This is a genomic window from Arthrobacter sp. GMC3 (assembly GCF_002929305.1).
Classification (GTDB): domain Bacteria; phylum Actinomycetota; class Actinomycetes; order Actinomycetales; family Micrococcaceae; genus Specibacter.
The window spans coordinates 213758-234061 of the sequence record NZ_PJIO01000007.1; the positions used below are offsets into that span (position 1 = coordinate 213758).

18 protein-coding genes are annotated in these 20304 nt (G+C 64.0%); 10 read left to right on the forward strand and 8 right to left on the reverse strand.

Annotated features, from left to right (window positions below):
* Window positions 1-224: 224 nt before the first annotated feature.
* Both CXQ94_RS13370 and CXQ94_RS13375 read right to left on the reverse strand, forming a co-directional pair.
* Window positions 225-1499 (reverse strand): glycosyl hydrolase, encoded by a 1275-nt coding sequence (locus CXQ94_RS13370; protein ID WP_104091056.1) that lies wholly within the window; start codon window positions 1497-1499, stop codon window positions 225-227.
* The gene (locus CXQ94_RS13375) at window positions 1496-4543 is read right to left on the reverse strand and encodes a glycoside hydrolase family 38 C-terminal domain-containing protein (protein WP_306418903.1); all 3048 of its coding nucleotides are present in this window, start codon (window positions 4541-4543) and stop codon (window positions 1496-1498) included. Before CXQ94_RS13375 ends, CXQ94_RS13370 begins: the two co-directional genes overlap by 4 nt.
* A gap of 134 nt (window positions 4544-4677) precedes the next feature.
* Here CXQ94_RS13375 and CXQ94_RS13380 point away from each other — a divergent pair, with 134 nt between their 5' ends.
* On the forward strand, window positions 4678-6006 hold the full coding sequence (locus CXQ94_RS13380; RefSeq protein WP_258067069.1) for a glycoside hydrolase family 125 protein: 1329 nt from the start codon (window positions 4678-4680) through the stop codon (window positions 6004-6006).
* 40 nt (window positions 6007-6046) lie between these two features.
* The gene (locus tag CXQ94_RS13385; RefSeq protein WP_104091058.1) at window positions 6047-7162 is read left to right on the forward strand and encodes a serine hydrolase domain-containing protein; all 1116 of its coding nucleotides are present in this window, start codon (window positions 6047-6049) and stop codon (window positions 7160-7162) included.
* A 21-nt stretch (window positions 7163-7183) separates the two neighbouring features.
* Here CXQ94_RS13385 and CXQ94_RS13390 read toward each other — a convergent pair whose 3' ends face one another.
* From CXQ94_RS13390 to CXQ94_RS13410, 5 genes are read right to left on the reverse strand one after another with little or no spacing between them, the layout of a single operon-like run.
* Window positions 7184-8590 carry an NAD(P)/FAD-dependent oxidoreductase gene (locus tag CXQ94_RS13390; protein ID WP_104091059.1) on the reverse strand — a complete coding sequence of 469 codons (1407 nt, stop codon included), beginning with the start codon at window positions 8588-8590 and terminating at the stop codon, window positions 7184-7186.
* A gap of 9 nt (window positions 8591-8599) precedes the next feature.
* Entirely contained in the window at window positions 8600-9547 is a 948-nt protein-coding gene (locus tag CXQ94_RS13395) for an ABC transporter substrate-binding protein (protein WP_104091060.1), read from the reverse strand.
* Window positions 9544-10329, reverse strand: coding sequence for an ABC transporter permease (locus tag CXQ94_RS13400; protein WP_104091061.1), 786 nt, complete (start codon window positions 10327-10329; stop codon window positions 9544-9546). Before CXQ94_RS13400 ends, CXQ94_RS13395 begins: the two co-directional genes overlap by 4 nt.
* A complete protein-coding gene (locus tag CXQ94_RS13405) occupies window positions 10326-11003 on the reverse strand; it encodes an ABC transporter permease (RefSeq protein WP_104091062.1) in 678 nt (225 codons plus the stop codon). Before CXQ94_RS13405 ends, CXQ94_RS13400 begins: the two co-directional genes overlap by 4 nt.
* Entirely contained in the window at window positions 11003-12061 is a 1059-nt protein-coding gene (locus CXQ94_RS13410) for an ABC transporter ATP-binding protein (RefSeq protein ID WP_104091105.1), read from the reverse strand. Before CXQ94_RS13410 ends, CXQ94_RS13405 begins: the two co-directional genes overlap by 1 nt.
* A gap of 231 nt (window positions 12062-12292) precedes the next feature.
* On the opposite strand from CXQ94_RS13410, the gene CXQ94_RS13415 reads away from it, so the two are divergent.
* Window positions 12293-13297 (forward strand): glutathione S-transferase family protein, encoded by a 1005-nt coding sequence (locus CXQ94_RS13415; RefSeq protein WP_104091063.1) that lies wholly within the window; start codon window positions 12293-12295, stop codon window positions 13295-13297.
* Here CXQ94_RS13415 and CXQ94_RS13420 read toward each other — a convergent pair.
* Entirely contained in the window at window positions 13294-13929 is a 636-nt protein-coding gene (locus tag CXQ94_RS13420; RefSeq protein WP_104091064.1) for an NADPH-dependent F420 reductase, read from the reverse strand. The two genes, CXQ94_RS13415 and CXQ94_RS13420, sit on opposite strands and share 4 nt — an antisense overlap.
* Window positions 13930-14069: 140 nt before the next feature.
* Between CXQ94_RS13420 and CXQ94_RS13425 the strand changes: the two genes are divergently transcribed.
* From CXQ94_RS13425 to CXQ94_RS13455, 7 genes are all read left to right on the forward strand, one after another.
* A complete protein-coding gene (locus CXQ94_RS13425; protein ID WP_104091065.1) occupies window positions 14070-14561 on the forward strand; it encodes a MarR family winged helix-turn-helix transcriptional regulator in 492 nt (163 codons plus the stop codon).
* A 172-nt stretch (window positions 14562-14733) separates the two neighbouring features.
* Complete coding sequence (locus CXQ94_RS13430) at window positions 14734-15759, forward strand: ABC transporter substrate-binding protein (protein WP_104091106.1); 1026 nt, start codon at window positions 14734-14736, stop codon at window positions 15757-15759.
* A 6-nt stretch (window positions 15760-15765) separates the two neighbouring features.
* The gene (locus tag CXQ94_RS13435; RefSeq protein WP_104091066.1) at window positions 15766-16851 is read left to right on the forward strand and encodes an iron ABC transporter permease; all 1086 of its coding nucleotides are present in this window, start codon (window positions 15766-15768) and stop codon (window positions 16849-16851) included.
* On the forward strand, window positions 16848-17888 hold the full coding sequence (locus CXQ94_RS13440; protein ID WP_104091067.1) for an iron chelate uptake ABC transporter family permease subunit: 1041 nt from the start codon (window positions 16848-16850) through the stop codon (window positions 17886-17888). The genes CXQ94_RS13435 and CXQ94_RS13440 overlap by 4 nt, the downstream gene beginning before the upstream one ends.
* A gap of 1 nt (window position 17889) precedes the next feature.
* Entirely contained in the window at window positions 17890-18765 is an 876-nt protein-coding gene (locus CXQ94_RS13445) for an ABC transporter ATP-binding protein (protein ID WP_104091068.1), read from the forward strand.
* Complete coding sequence (locus CXQ94_RS13450; RefSeq protein WP_258067070.1) at window positions 18762-19742, forward strand: siderophore-interacting protein; 981 nt, start codon at window positions 18762-18764, stop codon at window positions 19740-19742. Before CXQ94_RS13445 ends, CXQ94_RS13450 begins: the two co-directional genes overlap by 4 nt.
* Window positions 19743-19822: 80 nt before the next feature.
* A complete protein-coding gene (locus tag CXQ94_RS13455; RefSeq protein ID WP_104091070.1) occupies window positions 19823-20242 on the forward strand; it encodes a VOC family protein in 420 nt (139 codons plus the stop codon).
* Window positions 20243-20304 lie beyond the last annotated feature (62 nt).

The following is a 20304-nucleotide window of genomic DNA, read 5'->3' on the forward strand; positions in this document are numbered from 1 at the left end:
GCGTCAACGTCATCGAGGGAACCGGCACGCGGAGGTGAAACCCACTTGATGCTTTGATGCTACGCGCCGGTAGGGGAGCGGGCTAGGGGAGCGGGCTAGGGGAGCGGCGCCCGTCAGTGTCCTGTTCTGCGCCACGCTCGCAGTGAACATGGCGCAGAACAGTGAAATGCGCCGCGCCCACAATGAGCACGGCGCATAACAGGACGCCGCCCATGGTCAGTTGGCTAGGGGAACACCGTGGTGATCCCGCGCACGGCCAGATATCCGGCGTCGGACGACTTTGAGGACCGCACCAGGGTGGGCTTTTCGCCGCTGGTGGCCCGTTCCATCCATGCGGCAAAAACCTCGCCCGCGGGATCAGCCACCGAACGGCCCACCCCTGTGGCAAGGTCTCCCGGATCAAAGGACACCGCCGTGGCGCGCTGCGACGGCGCAGTGGGGTTGGCCTTCTCGGCGGCGATCAGCTCGGCCAGTCGCTTCCCGGCTGGCTTTACCCGGCGCTCGGAATCCAGCAATCCCAGGGTGTATTCCAGTTCCGGGAAGTCGGCCAGTTTCCGGCTGACATCATGCGAGCACCACCACGTCACGCCCCACAAATTGGGGGTGTCCAGTACAGGGCGCAGACTCTGTTCCAGGAAGTCCGCGGCCCCGTCAAAGGGGATGGCGGGGTAGGGGGCGCCAATTTCCTGCAACCAGATGGGGCGCTGGGGATCTTCGGCGTAGGCAGCCGCCAGCTGCACCAGATAGTCGGCGAAAAGGGTCCTGGCGGGGTGGCCCTGCGGGAACAAGTGCGCCACGGCAACAAAAACCCAGGAGTGCACGGTGGTCACATCCCCCAATGTTGCGGCGTGGGTTGGTGTGACGGGGCTGCTGTCTACAAACCAAACGTTGTCATCAAAGCTGTGCTGGTGCATGCCCTCCGGCCACACTTTCCGCACCGTGGCCAACAGGGTTGAGATCCAGTCACCCATCTGCGCGGGCGTGGTCACATGCTGTTCGGGGTGCCGTTCCACGGCGAACTGGTTGGTCTCGTTTCCCAGCGTCATGCCCAGCACATTGGGGCGGGAGGAGACCTCGGTGGCCAGTGCCGTGATGAGCTCGGCCTCGGCCGCCACCACGTCGGGATCCGTAAAGATGTTGCGCCGGTGCCAGCTGGTGACCCACGACGGCAGGTAGTCGAAACTTGAGAGGTGTCCCTGCAGCCCGTCCACCGACACGTCCAGGCCAAACTCGGCTGCGGCATCCACCACCTTGCCCACGTCGGCGATTCCGGCGGCGCGGATCAGTGAACGGTTGGGCTGCAGCAGCGGCCACAAGGGGAAGATCCGCACATGGTCCAGGCCGATGGAGGCGATGGATTCCAGATCGGCCCGGACGGCATCGATGTCAAAATCCTGCCAGGAGTGGAACCAGCTTTTGCTGGGTGTGTAGTTCACGCCCCAGCGCAGGGGCTTGTTTCGGCCTGAATTGGTGGGCGATGCGGGGGAGGGGAGGGTCATTTATTGTCTTTCTTCAAGCGCAGGGTCAGGATTTGAAACGGGCGCAGCGCAATGCGGGCCACGCCGTGGTCGGAGAAGGTGAGGGATCCGGCGTCGTACGGCTGCTCCAGAAGGTTGTTCTCCTCCAAAGATGCCACAGGGAACGACGCCGACAGCGTCACGGAAGCCCGGGCGCCGAGTGGCTCGTACAGGCGGACAATGACGTCGCCGCTGCGGTCGTCGGCCAGCTTGATGCACTCAATCAGTGCGGCTTGCGAATCGGTGCTGATGAGGGGCTCGACGGCGGCGCCGTCACTGTACGTGCCGCGCCACGGCAGGTTCATGGCATAGCCGGCGTCCACGGCGTCCGCCACCTCGGCACCCACCACCAGACCGTACGTGAATGAATGGGGCCCCTGGTCCGTTTCCGGGTCGGGGAATCGCGGCCCGCGCAGCAGCGAGAGCCGCACAGTGGTGAAGCTTGAACCGTTGGCGCCGGGGTGGCGGGACACATCGTGGCCGTAGGTGGAATCGTTGATGACCGCCGCACCAAAACCGGGCTCGCCCACGTGAACCCAACGGTGCGCGCAGACCTCAAAGCGGGCGTTGTCCCAGGACGTGTTCTCGTGTGTGGCGCGTTGGATGTGCCCGTATTGGGTCTCGAAACGGGCGTGGTCCGCGTGCACATCGAGCGGGAAAGCGGCCTTGAGTAGAGTCTCCTGCTCGTGCCAGTCGACGTCGTTGTAGACAGTGATGATCTTCGAGTCCGGGGCAATGCGCACGCGCTGGGTGATGTGCGATTTCCGGAAACTGCGCTTGATGGTGATCTCAGCCTGGCCCGACCCCATCGTGACCTCCATCGAATCAAGCTCGCGAAGGTCCGTGACAGTGTTCTTGTAAAACGCGTCGATGTCCCACGCGTCCCACATATTGGGGAAGTCGGCGTGCAACTGCAGCAGGTTGGCGCCCTGCCCGGATGGCACCAGCTCGCGGTTCGCGGCCACGTCCACAATGGAGCTGATGACGCCGTCCGCACCGAAACGCACCGTGATGAGCCCGTTGTGCACGACGACGTCGCTTCCGTCGTGCTCCACCGTCACCTCCGAGGAGTGTGGGGCCGGGACGCCCGCGCTGAGTGGGGCGATGCCGCGGCGCGGGTAGGGGGAGGCGTTAAAGAGCGTGGACTTCCACGGGTCCGGATCGACGGGATCGACCGCCGGTGCCAGGGCCTGCATTGCTTCGAAGATGATTTCCTGCAAATCCTTGGCGATCCGGGCGTAGCTCTCCGCGGCCTCGCGGTGTACCCAGGCGATCGAAGAACCCGGCAGGATGTCGTGGAACTGGTTGAGCAATACCAGCTTCCAGATTCGGTCCAGCTCGTCGTAGGGGTAGTCGATGAGCCCGCGTGAGGCGGCCGTGGCGCTCCACAGCTCGGCCTGGCGCAGCAGGTGTTCGCTTGCCCGGTTTCCCTGTTTGGTCAGGGCCTGGGAGGTGTAGGTGCCGCGGTGCAGTTCAAGGTAGAGCTCGCCCTTCCACACGGGGGCGTGGGGGTATTCCGCCTGCGCCGCGGTGAAGAATTCGGCTGGTGAGGCGATGGTGACCTGAGGTGAGCCTTCAAGGTTTTGGGTGCGCTTTGCCCGGGCCAGCATTTCGCGCGTGGGCCCGCCGCCGCCGTCGCCCCAGCCGAAGGGAACCAGCGAATTCTTTGCCGCTCCCTTGTCACGGAAGTTGCGAACGGCGTGGGCCAGCTCCTGCCCGGATAGCTGGGAATTGTAAGTGTCTACGGGTGGGAAGTGGGTGAAAACGCGGGTGCCGTCTATCCCCTCCCAGTTGAAGGTGTGGTGAGGGAATTTGTTGACCGTGTTCCAGGAGATCTTCTGTGTCAGGAACCATTTGGCACCGGCCAGCTTCACGATCTGGGGTAGCGCGGCGGAGTAGCCGAACGAGTCCGGGAGCCACACTTCCTGGCATTGCACGCCGAAATTCTCGCGGAAAAAGCGCTGGCCGTAAGTGAATTGGCGGGCCATGGCCTCCGAGCCCACCATGTTGGTGTCCGATTCCACCCACATGCCGCCCGTGGGGATGAACCGGCCCTGCGCCACGGCGTCCTTGACCCGTTCAAAGACCTCGGGGCGCTGTTCCTTGAGCCATTCGTACTGCTGGGCGGAGGACATGGCGAACTGCAGTTCGGGGTACTCCTCCAGCAGGTTAACCACATTGGAGGTGGTGCGGGCAACCTTCCGCACCGTCTCGCGCACCGGCCACAGCCAGGCGGAGTCGATGTGGGCGTGGCCAATGGCGGTGATCTGGTGGGCACTGGCGTTGGCGGGCTGCGCCAGGACGTGCGCCAGCTCGGCGCGTCCGGCGGCGGCTGTGCCGGGAATGTCGGTGAGGTGGACGGCGTCGAGCGCGCGCTCCACGGCGTACAGGATGTCCCAGCGGCGCGGGTTGCCCGGATCCAGCTCCGCGGCCAGCTGCTCCAGAACCTCAAGATCCTGCACAAGTTCCCACACCTCGGTGTTGAAAATGTTGATGTCCGCGCGGGCCATCGTGTACCTGGGTGCGCTGCCTGCGGTCGACTTTTCGCCCAAATGGGTGGGGATGAAGGGGTTGTCGGTGAATACGAAGGGGTTCGCCGCGGCCTCCACGTACAGGTCGATCTCCTCGCCGCCGGTTGACTCTGAGGCCACTGGAAGCCACGTGTTCAGCGGGTTCAGCGCCTTCACGGCAGTTCCGTCAGGACGGTACACCAGCCCCTCGGCCTGGAAACCCGGCCAGGACTGGCTGAATCCCAGGTCCACCACCAGCTCCACCTTGTGCCCGCGCGCCTGCGGCGGGACGGTGCCCGTGACATGAATCCAGCTGGTGCCCCATGCCGGGCCCCACTGCTGGCCCACACTAAAGGGCTCGTAGCTGACGTTGCCGGCCAGCGCGACGGCGGGCATTACGGGTTCTCCCTGGCCGCCCTCCACATGCCAAGCGGTCAGTTTCAGTTCCGCGACAGGGGTGTAGACGGCGGGGGTGATCCGCTCGGCCAGGACTCGTTTGAGGCGGTTTTCAATCAAGCTTTGTTTGTCGTGCATGGGAGGCCTTTCCGGGGCAGACGGCTTGCATTGAAAGTCTAGTGCTGCCGGTCACGTTGCGGACACATATGCTTGGTTGTTCCTATGTCTGAGTAACGCGGCGAGAGGTAAGTTTGGTGGAAAATGTTGACAGTCCGCAATGGGATGCCACGGAGTTCCTGAGGCAGCCGCTGCTGGAGTGCGCCGCGCAGGTGAAGGCGTTGGCGGGCGATGCCGAGCTGGCCGAGATCTTCCTCCGTGGCATGCGCAACACGCTGGAAACCACGCTGACCCGTGATCAGGACGGCACCACCTTTGCCATCACCGGCGACATTCCAGCGATGTGGCTGCGTGATTCCTCCGCCCAGATGCTGCCGTTCCTGCGCTTTCTAGGTCCGGACGGTGGTGCCGACGCCGCCGAGCTGTTCCACGTCATTGCCGGGCTGAGCAGGCGGCAGTTCGCCTACATTGCCCAGAATTCCTACGCCAACGCCTTCAACCAGCGAGCAAACGGTGCAGCCTATGACCCGGAGGACGGCTGCAGCGACCCCTGGGTGTGGGAGCGCAAATACGAGCTGGACTCCCTAGCTTTCCCCCTCTGGTTGGCCCACGCCGTGTGGCGTCGCACCGGTCGATCCGACGTTTTTGACGGCGCAGTTCACGGGGTGCTGCGCACCATGGTGGATCAGATTCGGCTGGAACAGAACCACGAAGACAACTCGCCGTACACCTTTGTGCGCAAGACGGACCTGCCCAGTGAGACGTTGCAGCGGGACGGAAGAGGTCCGGCGTCGGGCTTCACGGGAATGAGCTGGGCGGGCTTCCGGCCCAGCGACGACGCCTGCGTTTACAGCTACAACGTGCCCGGCAATCTGTTCGCCGCACAGGCACTGAGGCAGCTGGCGGAGATTGCGGCGGAGGTTTACGGCGACGCGGCGCTCGCCGCAGACGCCGCCTCGCTGGCCCAGGAAATGGCCGACGGCGTCGCCACCTTCGGAGTGGTTCGCCACCCCCTGCACGGGGACATGTACGCCTACGAGGTGGACGGGCTGGGCAACACGCTGCTGATGGATGACGCGAACATGCCCAGCCTGCTCTCCCTGCCGCTGACCGGTGCTATCGCGCCGGATGACCCCCTCTACCTGGCCACCCGCGCCTTCATCTTGAGTGCCGAAAACCCGTTCTACTATGAGGGTTCGCACGCTGCGGGCATCGGTAGCCCGCACACGCCGCCCGGCTACATCTGGCCCATTGCGCTCGCTGTCCAGGGCCTGACTACCACTGACCGGGCGGAAAAGCTGCGCCTTCTGCAACTGCTGCGCGACACGAGCGGCGGCACGGGAATGATGCATGAGAGCTTCGATCCCACGGATCCCGAGCAGTTCACCCGGCCGTGGTTCTCCTGGGCCAACTCCATGTTTGCCGAATTACTACTGGACTATTGCGCGATTGGTGACGCCGCCTAAATATCGCGCGAGCGGCGTCATTTGCTCCTAGAGTGGAACCATGAACTCACCAGCCGAAGGCCTTGCCACGCCCCAGTTCGCCCCTGTCCGGGAACTCTTTGACTCAATGCTCGACGCCGACCCCGGCTACAGCGCGCAGCTCGCCGTGTACGTGGGCGGTGAGAAGGTGCTGGACCTGGTGGGTGGCCCCGAATCCTCTGCCGAATCGGTGACGGGTGTGTTCTCCTGCTCCAAGGGGGTTGCCGCGCTCGCGTTCAGCCTGCTGGTGCAGGACGAGGTGATCGATCTCGATGCCACGGTCGCCACCTACTGGCCCGAGTTTGCCCAGAACGGCAAGGCATCGGTGACCGTCCGCCAGCTTCTCTCCCACCAGGGCGGACTGGTGGGTGTGCAGGGCGGCTTCGCCATGGAGGACTACAACGACCTGCCCGCAGTGGCGGCCCGGCTGGCCGCGTTGGCACCCATGTGGCGTCCCGGAAGCGGCACTTTCGGCTACCACGCCCTGACCATGGGTGTCTTCTTGGAGGAACTGTGCCGGCGTGTCACCGGCGAGCGTCTGCAGGATGTGTACAACCGCCGCATTCGCGTGCCGTTTGCGGCCAGCATGTTCCTTGGCCTGCCCGAGTCCGAGGAGCCGCGCTTCCGCCCGGTGCTTTTCGACGAGCAGCCGGCACCTGCCTTCTTTGACCCGTTTTCCATTGCCGGTGTGTCCGGCAATGTTCAGGCCGGAAACCTTCTGGAACTGCCCAACATCCGCAGCGTGCGCGCGGCCGGTAGCTGCAGCGGTGCAGGGGTGGGCTCGGCCGACGGCCTGGCCCGCGTCTACGCGGGCGCCGTCACCGGCATCGGAGACCTGCCCGCGTACCTGAGCCCGGAAACCATTGCGCTCATGAGCCAGGAACAGGTCTGGGGCCTGGACAGGGTGTTCTGCGACACCGGCGCCTTTGCCATCACGTTCATGAAGGCGCACCCGCGCATGGACTTTGGTAGCGCGCAGGCATTCGGGCACGACGGCGCAAACGCGGCTTTGGGCTATGCCGATCCCCTGTACGGGATTGGCTTTGGCTACATCCCGGCCAAGAATGAGGACGGCGGCACTGCGGGGCGGGCCATGCAACTCAGCGCGGCAGTCCGCAAGGTACTTCTCGGACAGTAATCCCTCAAGTTCAGGCGGGCGTCACTTCAGCTCCGCCAGGGCCGCCTCGATTGCCCGGTGGAAGGTGGGGTAGGCGTAGATCATGGTTTTCAAGGTGGCGACGGGGATGCGGGCGTGAACGGCAAGAGCCAGCAGCGAGAGTACCTCCCCGCCGGTAGGGCCCACGGAGGTGGCACCTATCAGGACACCGGAGCTGGCATCCTCGATCACCTTGATGAATCCCTGGTTGCCTGCTTTGTGGATCCAGCCGCGCGTGGACGCGCCCAGCTCTGTGAACCCCACCCTGACGTCCAGGCCTGCGTCACGGGCCTGCTGTTCGCTCAACCCCACGGCACCGATCTCCGGGTCGGTGAAAGTCACCCGGGGCACCGCGTGCGAGGAGGTGGTTCCCCTGTCCCCGCCCGCAAGTGCGGGCCCCAGAATATGCCCGGCCACAATGTTCGCGTGGTACATGGACATGTGCGTAAACGCACCTGCCCCGACGGCGTCCCCTATCAGGTACAGCCCGTCCGTCAATTGCAGGTGCCCGTCCACGGCCGGGGGCGTCTTCCCATCCCAGGCAACCCCTGCCCGTCCCAAGGCTAGGGCGTCCAAAGTGGTGGTCCGCCCCGTGGCTATCAGGAGTTCTTCCGTAACAAGCTCCGCGGACCTGGGGCCGGAGAGCGCCACGGTGAAACCGGCGTCGGAGTGGCGCACTCCCGTGACATTGGTGTTGAAAAGGACCTCGATCCCTTCGCTGCGGAACACCTCGGCGAGCAGCTTTGAGGATTCGGGCTCCTCCCGAGGAACCAGCGCCGGCCCACGCACCACCACCGTCACGCGTGTGCCGAAGCGGGCAAACATCTGCGCCAGTTCCGCCCCGATGGGCCCGCCCCCCATGACAACCAGCGACGCCGGCGCTTCGGTCGCCATCAAGGCTTCACGATTCGTCCAAAAAGGCGTCCCCGCCAAGCCCTGAATCGGCGGCACGGCGGGGTTGGTGCCCGGGTTGAGCACCACGGCGCGGCGGGCCGCAAAAGTGACCTCTCCGCCGTCGGCCTGGCGAACAGTAACCTGGCGTGGGCCGCTCAGCGACCCCACGCCCCGCACCAGCCGGCCGCCCTTATCGGTGAAGCGTTTGGCCGCGACGGCGTCGTCCCAGTTGTCGGTGGCTTCCGCCCGAACCCGCCGGGCAACCATGGAAAAGTCGGGAACAACGCTGGCGCTGCCCGCCAGTTCCGGCACCCGGCGCGCCTCTGCCACGACATTGGCGGCCCGGATCATCATCTTGGAGGGGACGCAGCCGTAGTACGGACATTCCCCGCCCACCAGGCGCGCTTCCACCCCCACAACGGCCAGTCCGGCGGCGGCCAATTCTCCGGCCACCGCCTCGCCACCGGGTCCCATGCCGACCACCACGACGTCGACGTTTTCAACGACCCTGTCCATGAGAGCTCCTTACTTGGTGATGCCCTTTTCCTTCAGCCAGGCCGTGGCAGCAACCTTGGGGTCCATCTTTTGGGTGCCCTCAACCTGGTCGCGCAGCGAGATCAAGTCCTGGGTGGTCAGCACCTTGGAAACATTGTTCAGTGCGGCCGAAGCCTTGTCGCTAATCCGGTCGGCCTTGACCAGGGGGAGCACCTGCTGGGCCAGCCAGTTGTGCAGGGGATCCTCCAGGACCACCAGGTTGTTGGCCGGGATGGCGGGGGAGGTGGTGAAAATGTCCGCCACCTGGATCTCATTGTTCAGCAGCGCCTTGACGGTCAGGGGCCCGCCGCCGTCGCTGATGGGGGTGAAGGCCTTCGGCACGCAATTGTAAATTTTGGCCAAACCGGGCAACCCGTAGGGGCGCGTCTTGAACTCCGGTGGGGCACCCAGTGTCAATTGATCGCACACCTTGGCCAGGTCCGTAATGGACTTCAGGCCGCCATACTTGGCCGCCGTCTCGGCCGTGACCACCATGGCGTCCTTGTCCTCGGCCGAGGATGCGGCCAGAACAGTCAGGCCGGAGGGCAGCTTGGCCGGCAGGGCCGCCAAAATACCCGCCGGATCGGTCACCGTGTTGGTGGGGTCCACGAAGCCCAGCAGGTTGCCGCTGTAGTCGGGCACCACATCAACCGAGCCGTCCTGGATGGCCTTGATGTACACCTCACGTGCGCCAATGTTCAGCTTGGTGGTGGCCGGAACCCCCGCAGCGTTCAACGCCCCGGCATAAATCTCCGCGATGATGGCGTTTTCGGGGAAGTTGGCCGAACCCACCACCACGGGCCCACCACCACCGGCGGCACTTGAGGAGTCGCTGCTCAGCGGGTTGCCACCACTGCACGCGGTGACGGCAAGAATCACGGAAAGCCCTGCGGCAGCACCAAGGACGGTGCGACGGGTGGGGCGGGAAATGTTGTTCATGCGTTTCCTCCTGTAGTACCGATACTTACTTCTGACACCAGTGGTTCGCTGTGCGGGGGGACATGCTCGGGAACAGCTCGAACGTTTTTCAAGCCAGGTGAAACCACTACACGTTGCAGCAATGCCAGTACGCCGTCTATCGCAATCGCCACGGCTGCGATGATTACTGCGCCGCCTAGTACTTGACCGTAGTCCTGCACCGCCAATCCATCAATAATGTATCTGCCAAGACCGCCAAGACTGATGAACGCAACCACGGCCACAGTAGCAACCACCTGCAGCACGGCGGAGCGGAAGCCGCCCAGCATGACCGCCAAACCGTTGGGCACCTCCACGCCGAACAAGATCTGCCTCTCGGTCATACCCACACCACGGGCAGCATCCACAATTTCGCGGTCAACGGAGGAGATCCCGGCGTAGGTGCCGGTAAGGATTGGCGGAACCGCCAGCAGCACCAGGGCCCAGATGGCGGGCATCAGCGAAAGGGTTGACGTGGCAATCAGGGCAAAGAGGGTCATGATGCCCAGTGTTGGCAGGGCGCGCAGCATGCCCGCCAACGAGACCACCACCACCCGTCCCCGGCCGGTGTGCCCCACATACAGTCCGATCGGTACTGCAATCGCCACGGAAATCAGCAACGTCAGACCGGAGTACCCCAGGTGTTCGAGAATCCGCGCGGGAATCCCGGAGGACCCCTGCCAGTTGCTCGGGTCGCTGAGCCATTGCCAGCCCTGGCTGAAAGGGTCGGTGCTCGTGTAGCTGGTGGCGGGAAGGACGCTCATGCGGGCACCGCCGCGTTACTCGGGGCAGGGGTGCGGTCCTTGCCAGTCCTCAGCCACGGGGTGAGGAGCCTTTGAAGCAGCACCAGCACCACATCCATGAGCAGTGCCAGCACCAGGGTGCCCACAATGCCCACCACGATTTCGGTGGGGAAGTTCCGTTGCAGTCCGTCGGTGAAGAAGAAGCCAAGGCTGGGGATGCCGAGCAGGGCGCCAACGGTGACCAGTGAAATGTTGCTGACCGAGATCACCCGCAACCCCGCAAACAGCACGGGAATCGACAGCGGCAAATCAACGCGCAAAAACCGTTGCAGCGGTTTGAACCCCATGGCGGTGGCGGCCTGCCGGACACTGTCATCCACCGAGTTCAGGGCGTCCAGGGTGGAACGGACCAGCAGTGCCACGGCGTAGATGGTCAGGGCCACAATGATGTTCGTGAAATCTAGAATCTTGGTGCCCAAAATGGTGGGCAGGATGACAAACAAGGCCAGCGAGGGGATGGTGTAAAGAATTGAGCCGGCGGATAAGATGACCCCGCTGAGCACCTTATTCAACCTGGCCAGCTGAGCCAGAGGGATGGCGATCAGCACGCTGAGCACCAGCGGCACCACCGCCTGGATCAGGTGGTATCCGGCAAGGCTGGACACCTGTCCGCGATTCTCCAGAAACCACTGCATCAGCGCCAGCTTTCACGGGCGGCGTCGATGGCCGCGAGCACCTCGGGAGCCTTGACCACCCCGGCCACCGCCCCGCTGGCGTCCACCGCCACGCCCAGTCCGGAAGGGGAGGACAAGGCGGCATCCAGGGCGTTGCGCAGCGGGTCCCCGGCGTGGAACAAGGAACCTCCTGGAACCAGCGCCGCAGATCCCGGAGCCAGCCAGCCCAACGGCCCCCCGGCGTCGTCCACGGACAATCGCCAGCCGTCCGCCTGTGCGCCGCCATCGCCGGAGACAAGGGGCGCAGGGTGGATCGGGACCGCATCACCGGGGCTGAAGGACAGGTGCCGGAACCCGCGGTCCCTGCCCACAAACGCGGCCACGAAGTCATCCACCGGGGCACGCAGGATTTCCTCGGGCGCAGCATATTGGGCCACGCGACCGCCGGTGGCAAACACGGCTACCTTGTCACCTAGAAGGGTTGCCTCGTCAATGTCGTGCGTGACAAAGATGATGGTCTTGGCCAGCTCGCGCTGCAACCGCAACAACTCAGCCTGAAGCTCGGCACGAACCACGGGGTCCACGGCCGAGAAGGGCTCATCCATGAGCAGCACGGGTGGATCGGCGGCCAGCGCCCGCGCCACGCCCACACGTTGCTGCTGACCGCCGGAGAGCTGGTTGGGGTAGCGCTTGCCCAGCGCGCTGGATAGCCCAACCGTGTCTAGAAGTTCCCGGGCGCGCTGGTGCGCCTTGGCCCGCGGCACCTTATTCAGGCGCAGCACCGTGGCCACATTGTCCAAAACGGTGCGGTGCGGCAATAGGCCGGCGGACTGCATCACATACCCCATGGAACGGCGGAGTTCCGGGGCGGGGATGGTGCTTACGTCCCGGCCGCCCACGGTGATGGTGCCCGACGTCGGCTCAACCATGCGGTTGATCATGCGCAACGAGGTGGTCTTTCCGCAACCGGACGGGCCAACAAAGACGGTGATTTTGCCGCTCTCAATGCTCAGGCTCAGCTTGTTTACCGCGGGCGCGGCTGACTGGTAGACCTTGCTGACATCCAAGAATTCCACCATCGCATTGCCCGCGCGGCTGATGGTTTGACGGGCTGAGCCGGCACTGACTTCTGGTGTCGCCATGGAATGATCCTCACTGTTGGTGACATTCTTCTGGTGCCTTTTGATCATAAACCACCATGAATTTCCCTATCCCTGACCTTGAGGTTCTTCCTGGGGCGGACGACGGCGGCGGGCGGGGTCCGGCGTCGTTCCCTAGTGTGTTCGGGGCAAGCTGGATAGGCTGGCAGCATGGAATCACAGGGCACGGACTTCAGCACCAAGGGCAGCTATGTTACGGGAAATGAATACACCCGCGACACCCACTACATTGAAACGCGGATCACCCGGGATGGGACTGAGGGCTATCCCGTGGAGGCCGGCCGCTACCGGTTGGTGGTGGCAAGGGCATGCCCGTGGGCGCACAGATCCACCATTGTGCGCAGGCTGCTGGGGCTCGAAGAGGCCATTTCCATTGGTGTTTGCGGGCCCACGCATGATGTCCGATCATGGACGTTTGACCTGGATCCGGACGGCGTTGACCCGGTTCTGGGCATTGAGCGCCTGCAGGATGCGTACTTCAAGCGGACCCCAAACTATCCCCGCGGCATCACCGTCCCCGCCATTGTGGACGTGCCCAGCGGAGCAGTGGTGACCAACAATTTTCCGCAAATAACGCTCGATTTTTCCACGGAATGGAAGGAATTTCACCGCGAGGGTGCTCCGGATTTGTACCCGGAGGCGCTGCGTGAGGAGATGGCAGTGGTGAACAAGCGCGTGTTCACCGAGGTCAACAACGGCGTGTACCGCTGCGGTTTTGCGGGCAGTCAGGAAGCCTATGAGGAAGCCTATGACAGGCTGTTTACCGCCTTGGACTGGCTGGAGGAACGGCTGGCCGGGCAACGGTACCTGATGGGGGAGTCCATTACCGAGGCCGATGTCCGCCTGTTCACCACACTGGTCCGCTTCGACGCCGTCTACCACGGACACTTCAAATGCAACCGGAACAAGCTCAGTGAAATGCCTGTCCTGTGGGCCTACGCCCGGGACCTGTTTCAAACCCCGGGATTTGGGGACACCGTGAACTTTGAGCAGATCAAGAAGCACTACTACGTGGTCCATGAGGACCTGAACCCCACCCAAATTGTGCCTAAGGGGCCGGACACCTCCGGCTGGGCCACCGCCCATGGCCGCGAAGCCTTGGGTGGGCGGCCGTTCGGGGACGGCACACCACCCACCCGCCCCGTGGACGCCTAGCCGACGATCTTCAGTCCGGTGTTCCAGTTGAAGGTCTCCAGAGCCGGGTTGGCCTGAAGCGTCATGACCAGGAACTGAAAGCCTTCCAGCTCGCGCGAACGCTTCAGTGAACCGGCCGCGATGGGGCGCATGCCACCGTCGGCGACGAGGGAGGCAACTGCCGCGGTGGCTTCGGCGTTGTCGCCGGCCACGAAAACGTCCAGTGTCTGGCCTCCGGTTTCACCGGCGACCAGGGTTCCCGCGAAGGTGGTGTTGAAGGCCTTGACCACCTTGGCCGGCGTGAGGGCCGCAATTTCCTCGGCGGCAGAGGATCCGGGGGCAACAACCAACGAATCGAAGGTTTCGAAGTTGACGGGGTTGGTGATGTCGATGACCGTCTTGCCTGCCAGTGTATCCCCGTAGGCGGTGACGATTTCCTTGGCGGCATCGAACGGCACCGCCAGGACCACAATGTCACCAGCGGGCGTCTGGCCCACGACGCCGGACGTGGCTTGGGCTCCCAGGGCTGCGGCTGCCGTGGCGGCCCGGCCAGCGTCACGGCTGAGGAGTTCTACAGTTCGTCCAGCGGCAAGGGCTCGTGTAGCGATCCCGTTGGCCATGTTTCCGGTTCCAATAATGGTGATGGTGTTCATGATGGTTCTACTTTCCGTGGGTTTCGCTGGAAGCAATTTACTTGAAGCTACAACTAAAGCGTAAGACCTTTTGGTTGACACGTCAAGTAAATTCTTCGCAAGTGCGGATGTGATGTCCGGAACCATGAAACGATTGCCCTATGAGTGAGTCGGATCCGCGCTGGTTGAACACCGAAGAACGTGCCGCCTGGCTGGCGCTACTTTCCACCACCACCTTGCTTCCGGGCGCCCTGGATGGGCCTCTGCAAAGGGCCGCCAAATTGTCGCTTTTTGACTACAATGTGCTGGCCATGCTCTCCGAAGCGGAGGGCGGCACTCTTGCCATGAGTGAATTGGCGGCCCGGACCAGCGCCTCCCTGTCGCGGTTATCGCACGTGGTGAAGAAGCTGGCCGACCGCGGCCTGGTGGAGCGAATTGCCCACCTCGAGGACGCGCGAGTTACCACGGCGTCCATTACGGATGCTGGCCAGGCGTTGATCGCCGAGCTTGCCCCGCTGCACGTGGACGTGGTGCGCTCGCTGGTGTTTGATCACCTGGACGAGCGCGATGTTGCCGATTTGGCCCGCGTTGGGCAAAAGATTATCCGCGGCATGGATGCCGACCATTGGATTTTGCGCACCCCCGCACCATGACGGGGCACAATGACTGACACTTTTACGAAAAGTGTCAAATAGGTCACTCTATTGTTCTCTAATGTAAAAATGATCCGGTAGGGTAGGTAAGGCTTGCATAACAAAGGCAAGCTAAATCTTGGGGTCAACGTTAGGAAGCATTGTGGAATTTTCTCGCCGGCAGGGCCTAAAGATGGGCCTATTTGGCTCCGTGGCAGCATTGGGAGTGGCCCTGGCGGGATGCTCAACCGGCGCGGTTGGCGGCTCGGCTTCGCAAAGCTCACAGGCAAGCACCGACACCTTCCCGGTCACGGTCAAGCACATTTACGGCGAGACCGTCATCAAGTCCGCCCCGCAGCGCGTTGCCACCGTCTCGTGGGTCAATGACGACGTTGCCATCGCCCTAGGTGTCATCCCGGTGGGCATGCCCAAGAACGAATGGGGCGGCAATGACAAAATGTCCACGCCCTGGAAGGATGCCGCCCTGGAAAAGGCCGGTGCCAGCATCGGAACGGCCAAGGCGCCCGTGCAGTACTCCGAGACGGATGGGGTGAACTTCACCGAGATCGCCAAGACCAACCCCGACATCATTTTGGCCGCGTACTCCGGTTTGAGTCAGGAAGACTACGACAAGCTGAGCAAGATCGCTCCCGTCATCGCGTTCCCCAAGACCCCTTACGGCACATCCTGGCAGGATTCCACCGCCATGATCGGGGCGGCCCTGGGCAAATCTGCGGCAGCAACTGAGCTTGTTGCCGCCACCGAGAAGACCATTACGGAACAGGGCGCAAAGTATCCGCAGCTTGCCGGCAAAACCTTCATCTACGGCAACCTGGAACCGGATAAGAGCGACGGCGTGAATGTTTACACCGCCGCTGACAACCGGCCCAAGTTCCTCACCAGCATCGGCATGAAATTGGCGCCCGTCGTGACCAAGGCCGAGCAGGGCGTAGACGGCTTCTTCATTGCGTGGTCCGCGGAGAAGGCCAACGAGCTTGACTCCCAGGTGTTTGTCAGCTGGGTTCCCGACAACAAGTCCAAGGCCGCGATCGTTGCCGATCCACTGCTGGGACAGATCCCCGCCGTGAAAAAGGGTGCGTTCGTTGCCGATACGGACACGTCCTTGACGCTGGCCATCTCAGCTTCCTCCCCGCTGAGCCTGCCCTGGGCATTGGATGCATTCTTGCCGCAGGTGGCCGCGGCAGCGGACAAGGCCTAAATCGAAATGAGAACTGCTCCCGGTGCCGTCAGGGAAGGCACCGCGTCGTCACCCGCCACTGTGCCTTCTCTCGCGGCCGCCGGGGCCACCCGATTCACCAACCGTCGGAGACTGGTGTGGTTGCTGGTCCTCGTGGCAGCCCTGGCAGCAATTTGCTTGGTGTCCCTGGCCGTGGGTGCGCGCAATATTCCACTGCCCACTGTGCTGGATGCGCTGCTCAACTTTGATCCGGCCAACGGCGATCACGCCGTGGTCCGCTCTCGCCTGGTGCGTACAGCGGCCGGGCTGGTGGTCGGATTGTCTTTGGGTTTGGCCGGGACCTCGATGCAGGGCGTGGCCCGGAACCCGCTGGCCGATCCAGGCATCCTTGGCGTGAACGCGGGCGCCTCGCTGGCCGTCGTGTCCGGCATCTTCTTCTTCGGCGCCACCAACGTCTCCAGCTACCTTTGGTTCGCGTTCCTTGGCAGCGCGGTGGCCGCCGTGGTGGTTTACGCCGTTGCCAGTCTGGGCCGCACCGGGGCCACGCCCGTGAAGCTGGCTCTCGCCGGGGCCGCCATGGCGGCGGGCATGGGCTCGCTCATGAGCGCCATGCTGGTGAGTAGCCAGCAGTCCCTTGACCTGTTTAGGATCTGGCAGGTGGGCGCCCTTGCCGGGAAATCCTGGGACTCCATTGTGGCCGTACTGCCGTTTGTGGTGGTGGGGGCTTTGATCCTGCTTTTCACCGGCCGGCTCCTGAACACCCTGGCGTTGGGCGATGACATGGCCCGCGGTCTGGGGCAGCGCCCCGGTCTGGGCCGCGCCATTTCGGCCGTGGGGATTGTTTTGCTGTGTGGTTCGGCGACGGCGCTGGCGGGCCCCATTGGGTTCATCGGCCTGGTGGTCCCGCACCTGCTGCGGGGGCTGGTGGGCCCGGACTACCGCTGGCTGCTGCCGCTTTCTCTGGTGGTGGCGCCTTCGGTGCTGCTGCTGGCCGATGTCGTGGGCCGGGTCATCCTGCTCCCCAGCGAGGTCCCGGCCGGGATCCTTGCCGCCATGCTGGGTGCGCCCGTATTCATTGCCGTGGTTCGCCGCGGAAAGGCGGCCGAGCTATGAGCGTTGCGCAAAAACCCGCCACCGGCGCGTGGGTACGCGCCCAGCGCAAGGCTCCACGCCGGCGTCGAACGCTCATCACGGCCGCTTTGGGAGTGCTGGTCTTCGGGCTCCTGGCCGTGAATATCCTGCTGGGCAGCTACACCGTCACCATCCCCGATTTCTTTTCCATGCTGGGTGGCCAGACCATCCCCGGCGCCAGCTTCATCGTCATGGAGAACAAGCTTCCCCAGGCTCTTTTGGGACTGCTGACGGGTGCCTCCTTTGGCGTGGCCGGCGCCATTTTCCAGTCAATGCTGCGCAACCCGCTGGCAAGCCCGGACATCATCGGCATCAGCTATGGTGCCAGCGCCAGTGCCATCGCCGCGGTGGTGCTCTTTGGTGTGCGCGGTGTCGGAGTCTCGGTGGCCGCCATCATTGGCGCCCTGGCGGTGGCCCTGCTCATTACGGTGTTGGCCCGTGGCCGCGGGGGAACAGGGCTGATCCTGATCGGCATTGGCGCGGCAGCCTTCATGCAGGCCGCCGTCACGTTCCTGCTGGCACGGGCGGACATCAACAGCGCCCAGGATGCCATGATTTGGCTGACAGGGTCGCTGAACTCCGCCAACTGGGAGCGGGTCACCGTCCTGGCGCTGGCCCTGCTGGTGCTGCTGCCCCTCACCGCCGCAGGATCCCGGGAGCTGCACGGGCTGGCACTCGGGGACGACACCGCCGCCGGACTGGGCCTGAACGTTCCCCGCGCAAGGCTCATGCTGACCATTGTGGGCGTCCTGCTGGCCGCTTTGCCCACAGCCGCCGCCGGTCCCATCGCCTTTGTCGCCTTCCTGTCCGGTCCCATTGCCAAACGCCTCAACGGGGGAGCGGCCAGCCTTCCCCTGGCGGCCCTGGTGGGAGCCGCAATCGTGCTGGCCGCCAACTTTGCCGCCGTGAATGCAATACCCGGAATTTCCTTGCCCGTGGGCGTAGTCACCGGAGCCCTGGGTGCGCCGTTCCTGCTCTGGCTGCTCATCACATCCAACCGTGCCAACCAAGGAGGCTGAGATGAGCCAACAATCATCGAAGCAAGCCGCAACTCTCTCCGCCCGCCAGCTTTCCTTGGGATACGGGGAGAGGATCATCGTGGACAACCTTTCCCTCGAGCTCCCCGCCGGCAAGGTCACCATCATCGTGGGTGCCAACGCGTGCGGAAAATCCACCCTGCTGCGCGGCCTGGCCCGGCTGCTCAAGCCAAGTGCCGGCGTCGTGCACCTGAACGGAAGCGACATCCACAAGGTCCCCACCCGCGAACTTGCCCGCGAACTGGGGATTTTGCCGCAAACTCCCACAGCCCCGGACGGCATCAGCGTGGCCGATCTGGTGGGGCGTGGGCGCAGCCCGCACCAGGGCTGGTTCCGGCAGTGGACCCCGGCCGACGACGACGCCGTGGCCGCAGCTTTGAACGTCACCGGCACCGCCGAGCTGGCCGAGCGAAGCATTGATGAGCTCTCCGGCGGGCAGCGTCAACGCGTGTGGATCGCCATGGCCCTGGCGCAAGAGACCGACGTGCTGCTGCTGGATGAGCCCACGACCTATTTGGACCTGGCCCATCAGGTGGAGGTCCTCGATGTGGTTTCCGAACTCAACGCCCGACGCGGCATCACCGTTGCCATTGTGCTGCACGATCTGAACCTGGCCGCCCGATACGCCGACCACCTGGTCGCCATGAAATCCGGCGCAATTCTTGCCCAGGGGGTGCCGGGGGAGGTGCTCACGGCCGATCTGGTGCACGAGGTGTTTGGACTGGAATCGGTGGTGGTCCCGGACCCGGTAGTGGGAACCCCCATGGTGGTCCCCATCGGCAGGCGGGCGGCACTGCTGGCGGAGGCCGCGGCCAGCAAGCTATCAACAATCACTGTGACGGAAGGTGTGCGCGCATGAGTGCTGCAATGGATGAGCTCGTTGACGTCGAGGCGGATCCGATCCGGCCCATCAGGGCCTTCGATGTGCGCGTTAGCGCTGTGGAGCAGTTGACGCCACATTTTCGGCGCATCACCTTTACGGGGGCAGATCTTGAGCTTTTTGGCTCAAACGCCGACGGCGAGACCCTGGATCTGCGCATCAAGGTCATGATCCCCTCGCCCGGGCATGCCCTGCCGGAACTACTGTCGGTGCGCGGCTCCCTCACGGACGAGTGGTACCAAAAGTGGCGTTCGCTAGATGAGTCCACTCGCGGCGTCATGCGCACATACACGGTGCGTTCCCTGCGCCCAGCTGTCCCGGCCGACGGTGGCAGGTCCGCGGTTCCGGCCGAGCTGGACATTGACTTTGTTTTGCACCTGGACGGCGGATCGGGGCCGGCGGCACAATGGGCCGCCGCCGCGCAGCCAGGAGATGCCATGACACTGATTGGCCCATGCGCACGGTGGGGCGACTGCCTGGGCATCGAGTTCGCGCCGGGGGATGCGGACAGGGTCCTGCTGGTGGGCGATGAAACTGCCGTCCCGGCCATCGCAGCCATTTTGTCGGCGCTCCCGGCCCATATCAGCGGTCACGCCGTGCTGGAGGTGCCCACCGCGGCAGACTTCTTGGACATTCCCACCATTGCCAACGTGGACGTCCGGTGGCATGCCCGCAACGCCAACCCGCATGGGCAGGCCATGTCCAGCGCCGTCCGCACGGTGGTGGTTCCCGCCGCTTGTGATCGCGGCGAGGAGCCCGAGGACGTTGACGTGGACGCCACCATCTTGTGGGAGACACCTCAAAAGTCGCCAAGTCAGGGGCTGTATGCGTGGATTGCGGGGGAAGCCGCCACCATCCGCGAGCTGCGCCGCTACCTTGTGCGCGACGTCGGGATGGACCGAAACGCCGTAGCCTTCATGGGGTACTGGCGGCAGGGCCAGGCACTTCCCGGGTAACTTCTACGCCGCCCTCCTGACACCCGCTGCGATTCGGAGCATAATGCTTTGTATCCACACTTTTTCCTAAGGAGACCGGCATGACAACACGCCTCAACCCCTACCTCGGCTTTCGCGGCAACGCAAAGGACGCCATGGAGTTTTACAAGAGTGTGTTTGGCGGCGATTTGACGCTGAGCACCTTCCGCGACGCCGGTGGCGGCGTTGAAGACTCCGAGCTGGACCAGATCATGCACGCGGCGCTACTGACCGATGGTGGCCTGTCCCTGATGGGTTCGGATACGCCCAGCCATATGGAATTCACGCCCGGCACCAACCACCAGGTCTCGCTCACCGGCGAGGATGAGGCCGAACTTCGTGGCTACTGGGACAAGCTCTCCGGCAGCGGAACGGTCACCGTGCCCCTGAACAAGGCACCCTGGGGCGATACCTTCGGCATGTGCGTTGACGGCTACGGCATCCCCTGGATGGTCAATATCGCCGGCACCCCGGCGCCCTGACCCGGACGCTCACCGCCGTCGTTCGTTAAGATGGGCATGTCACAGCTCATGACCACTACCCA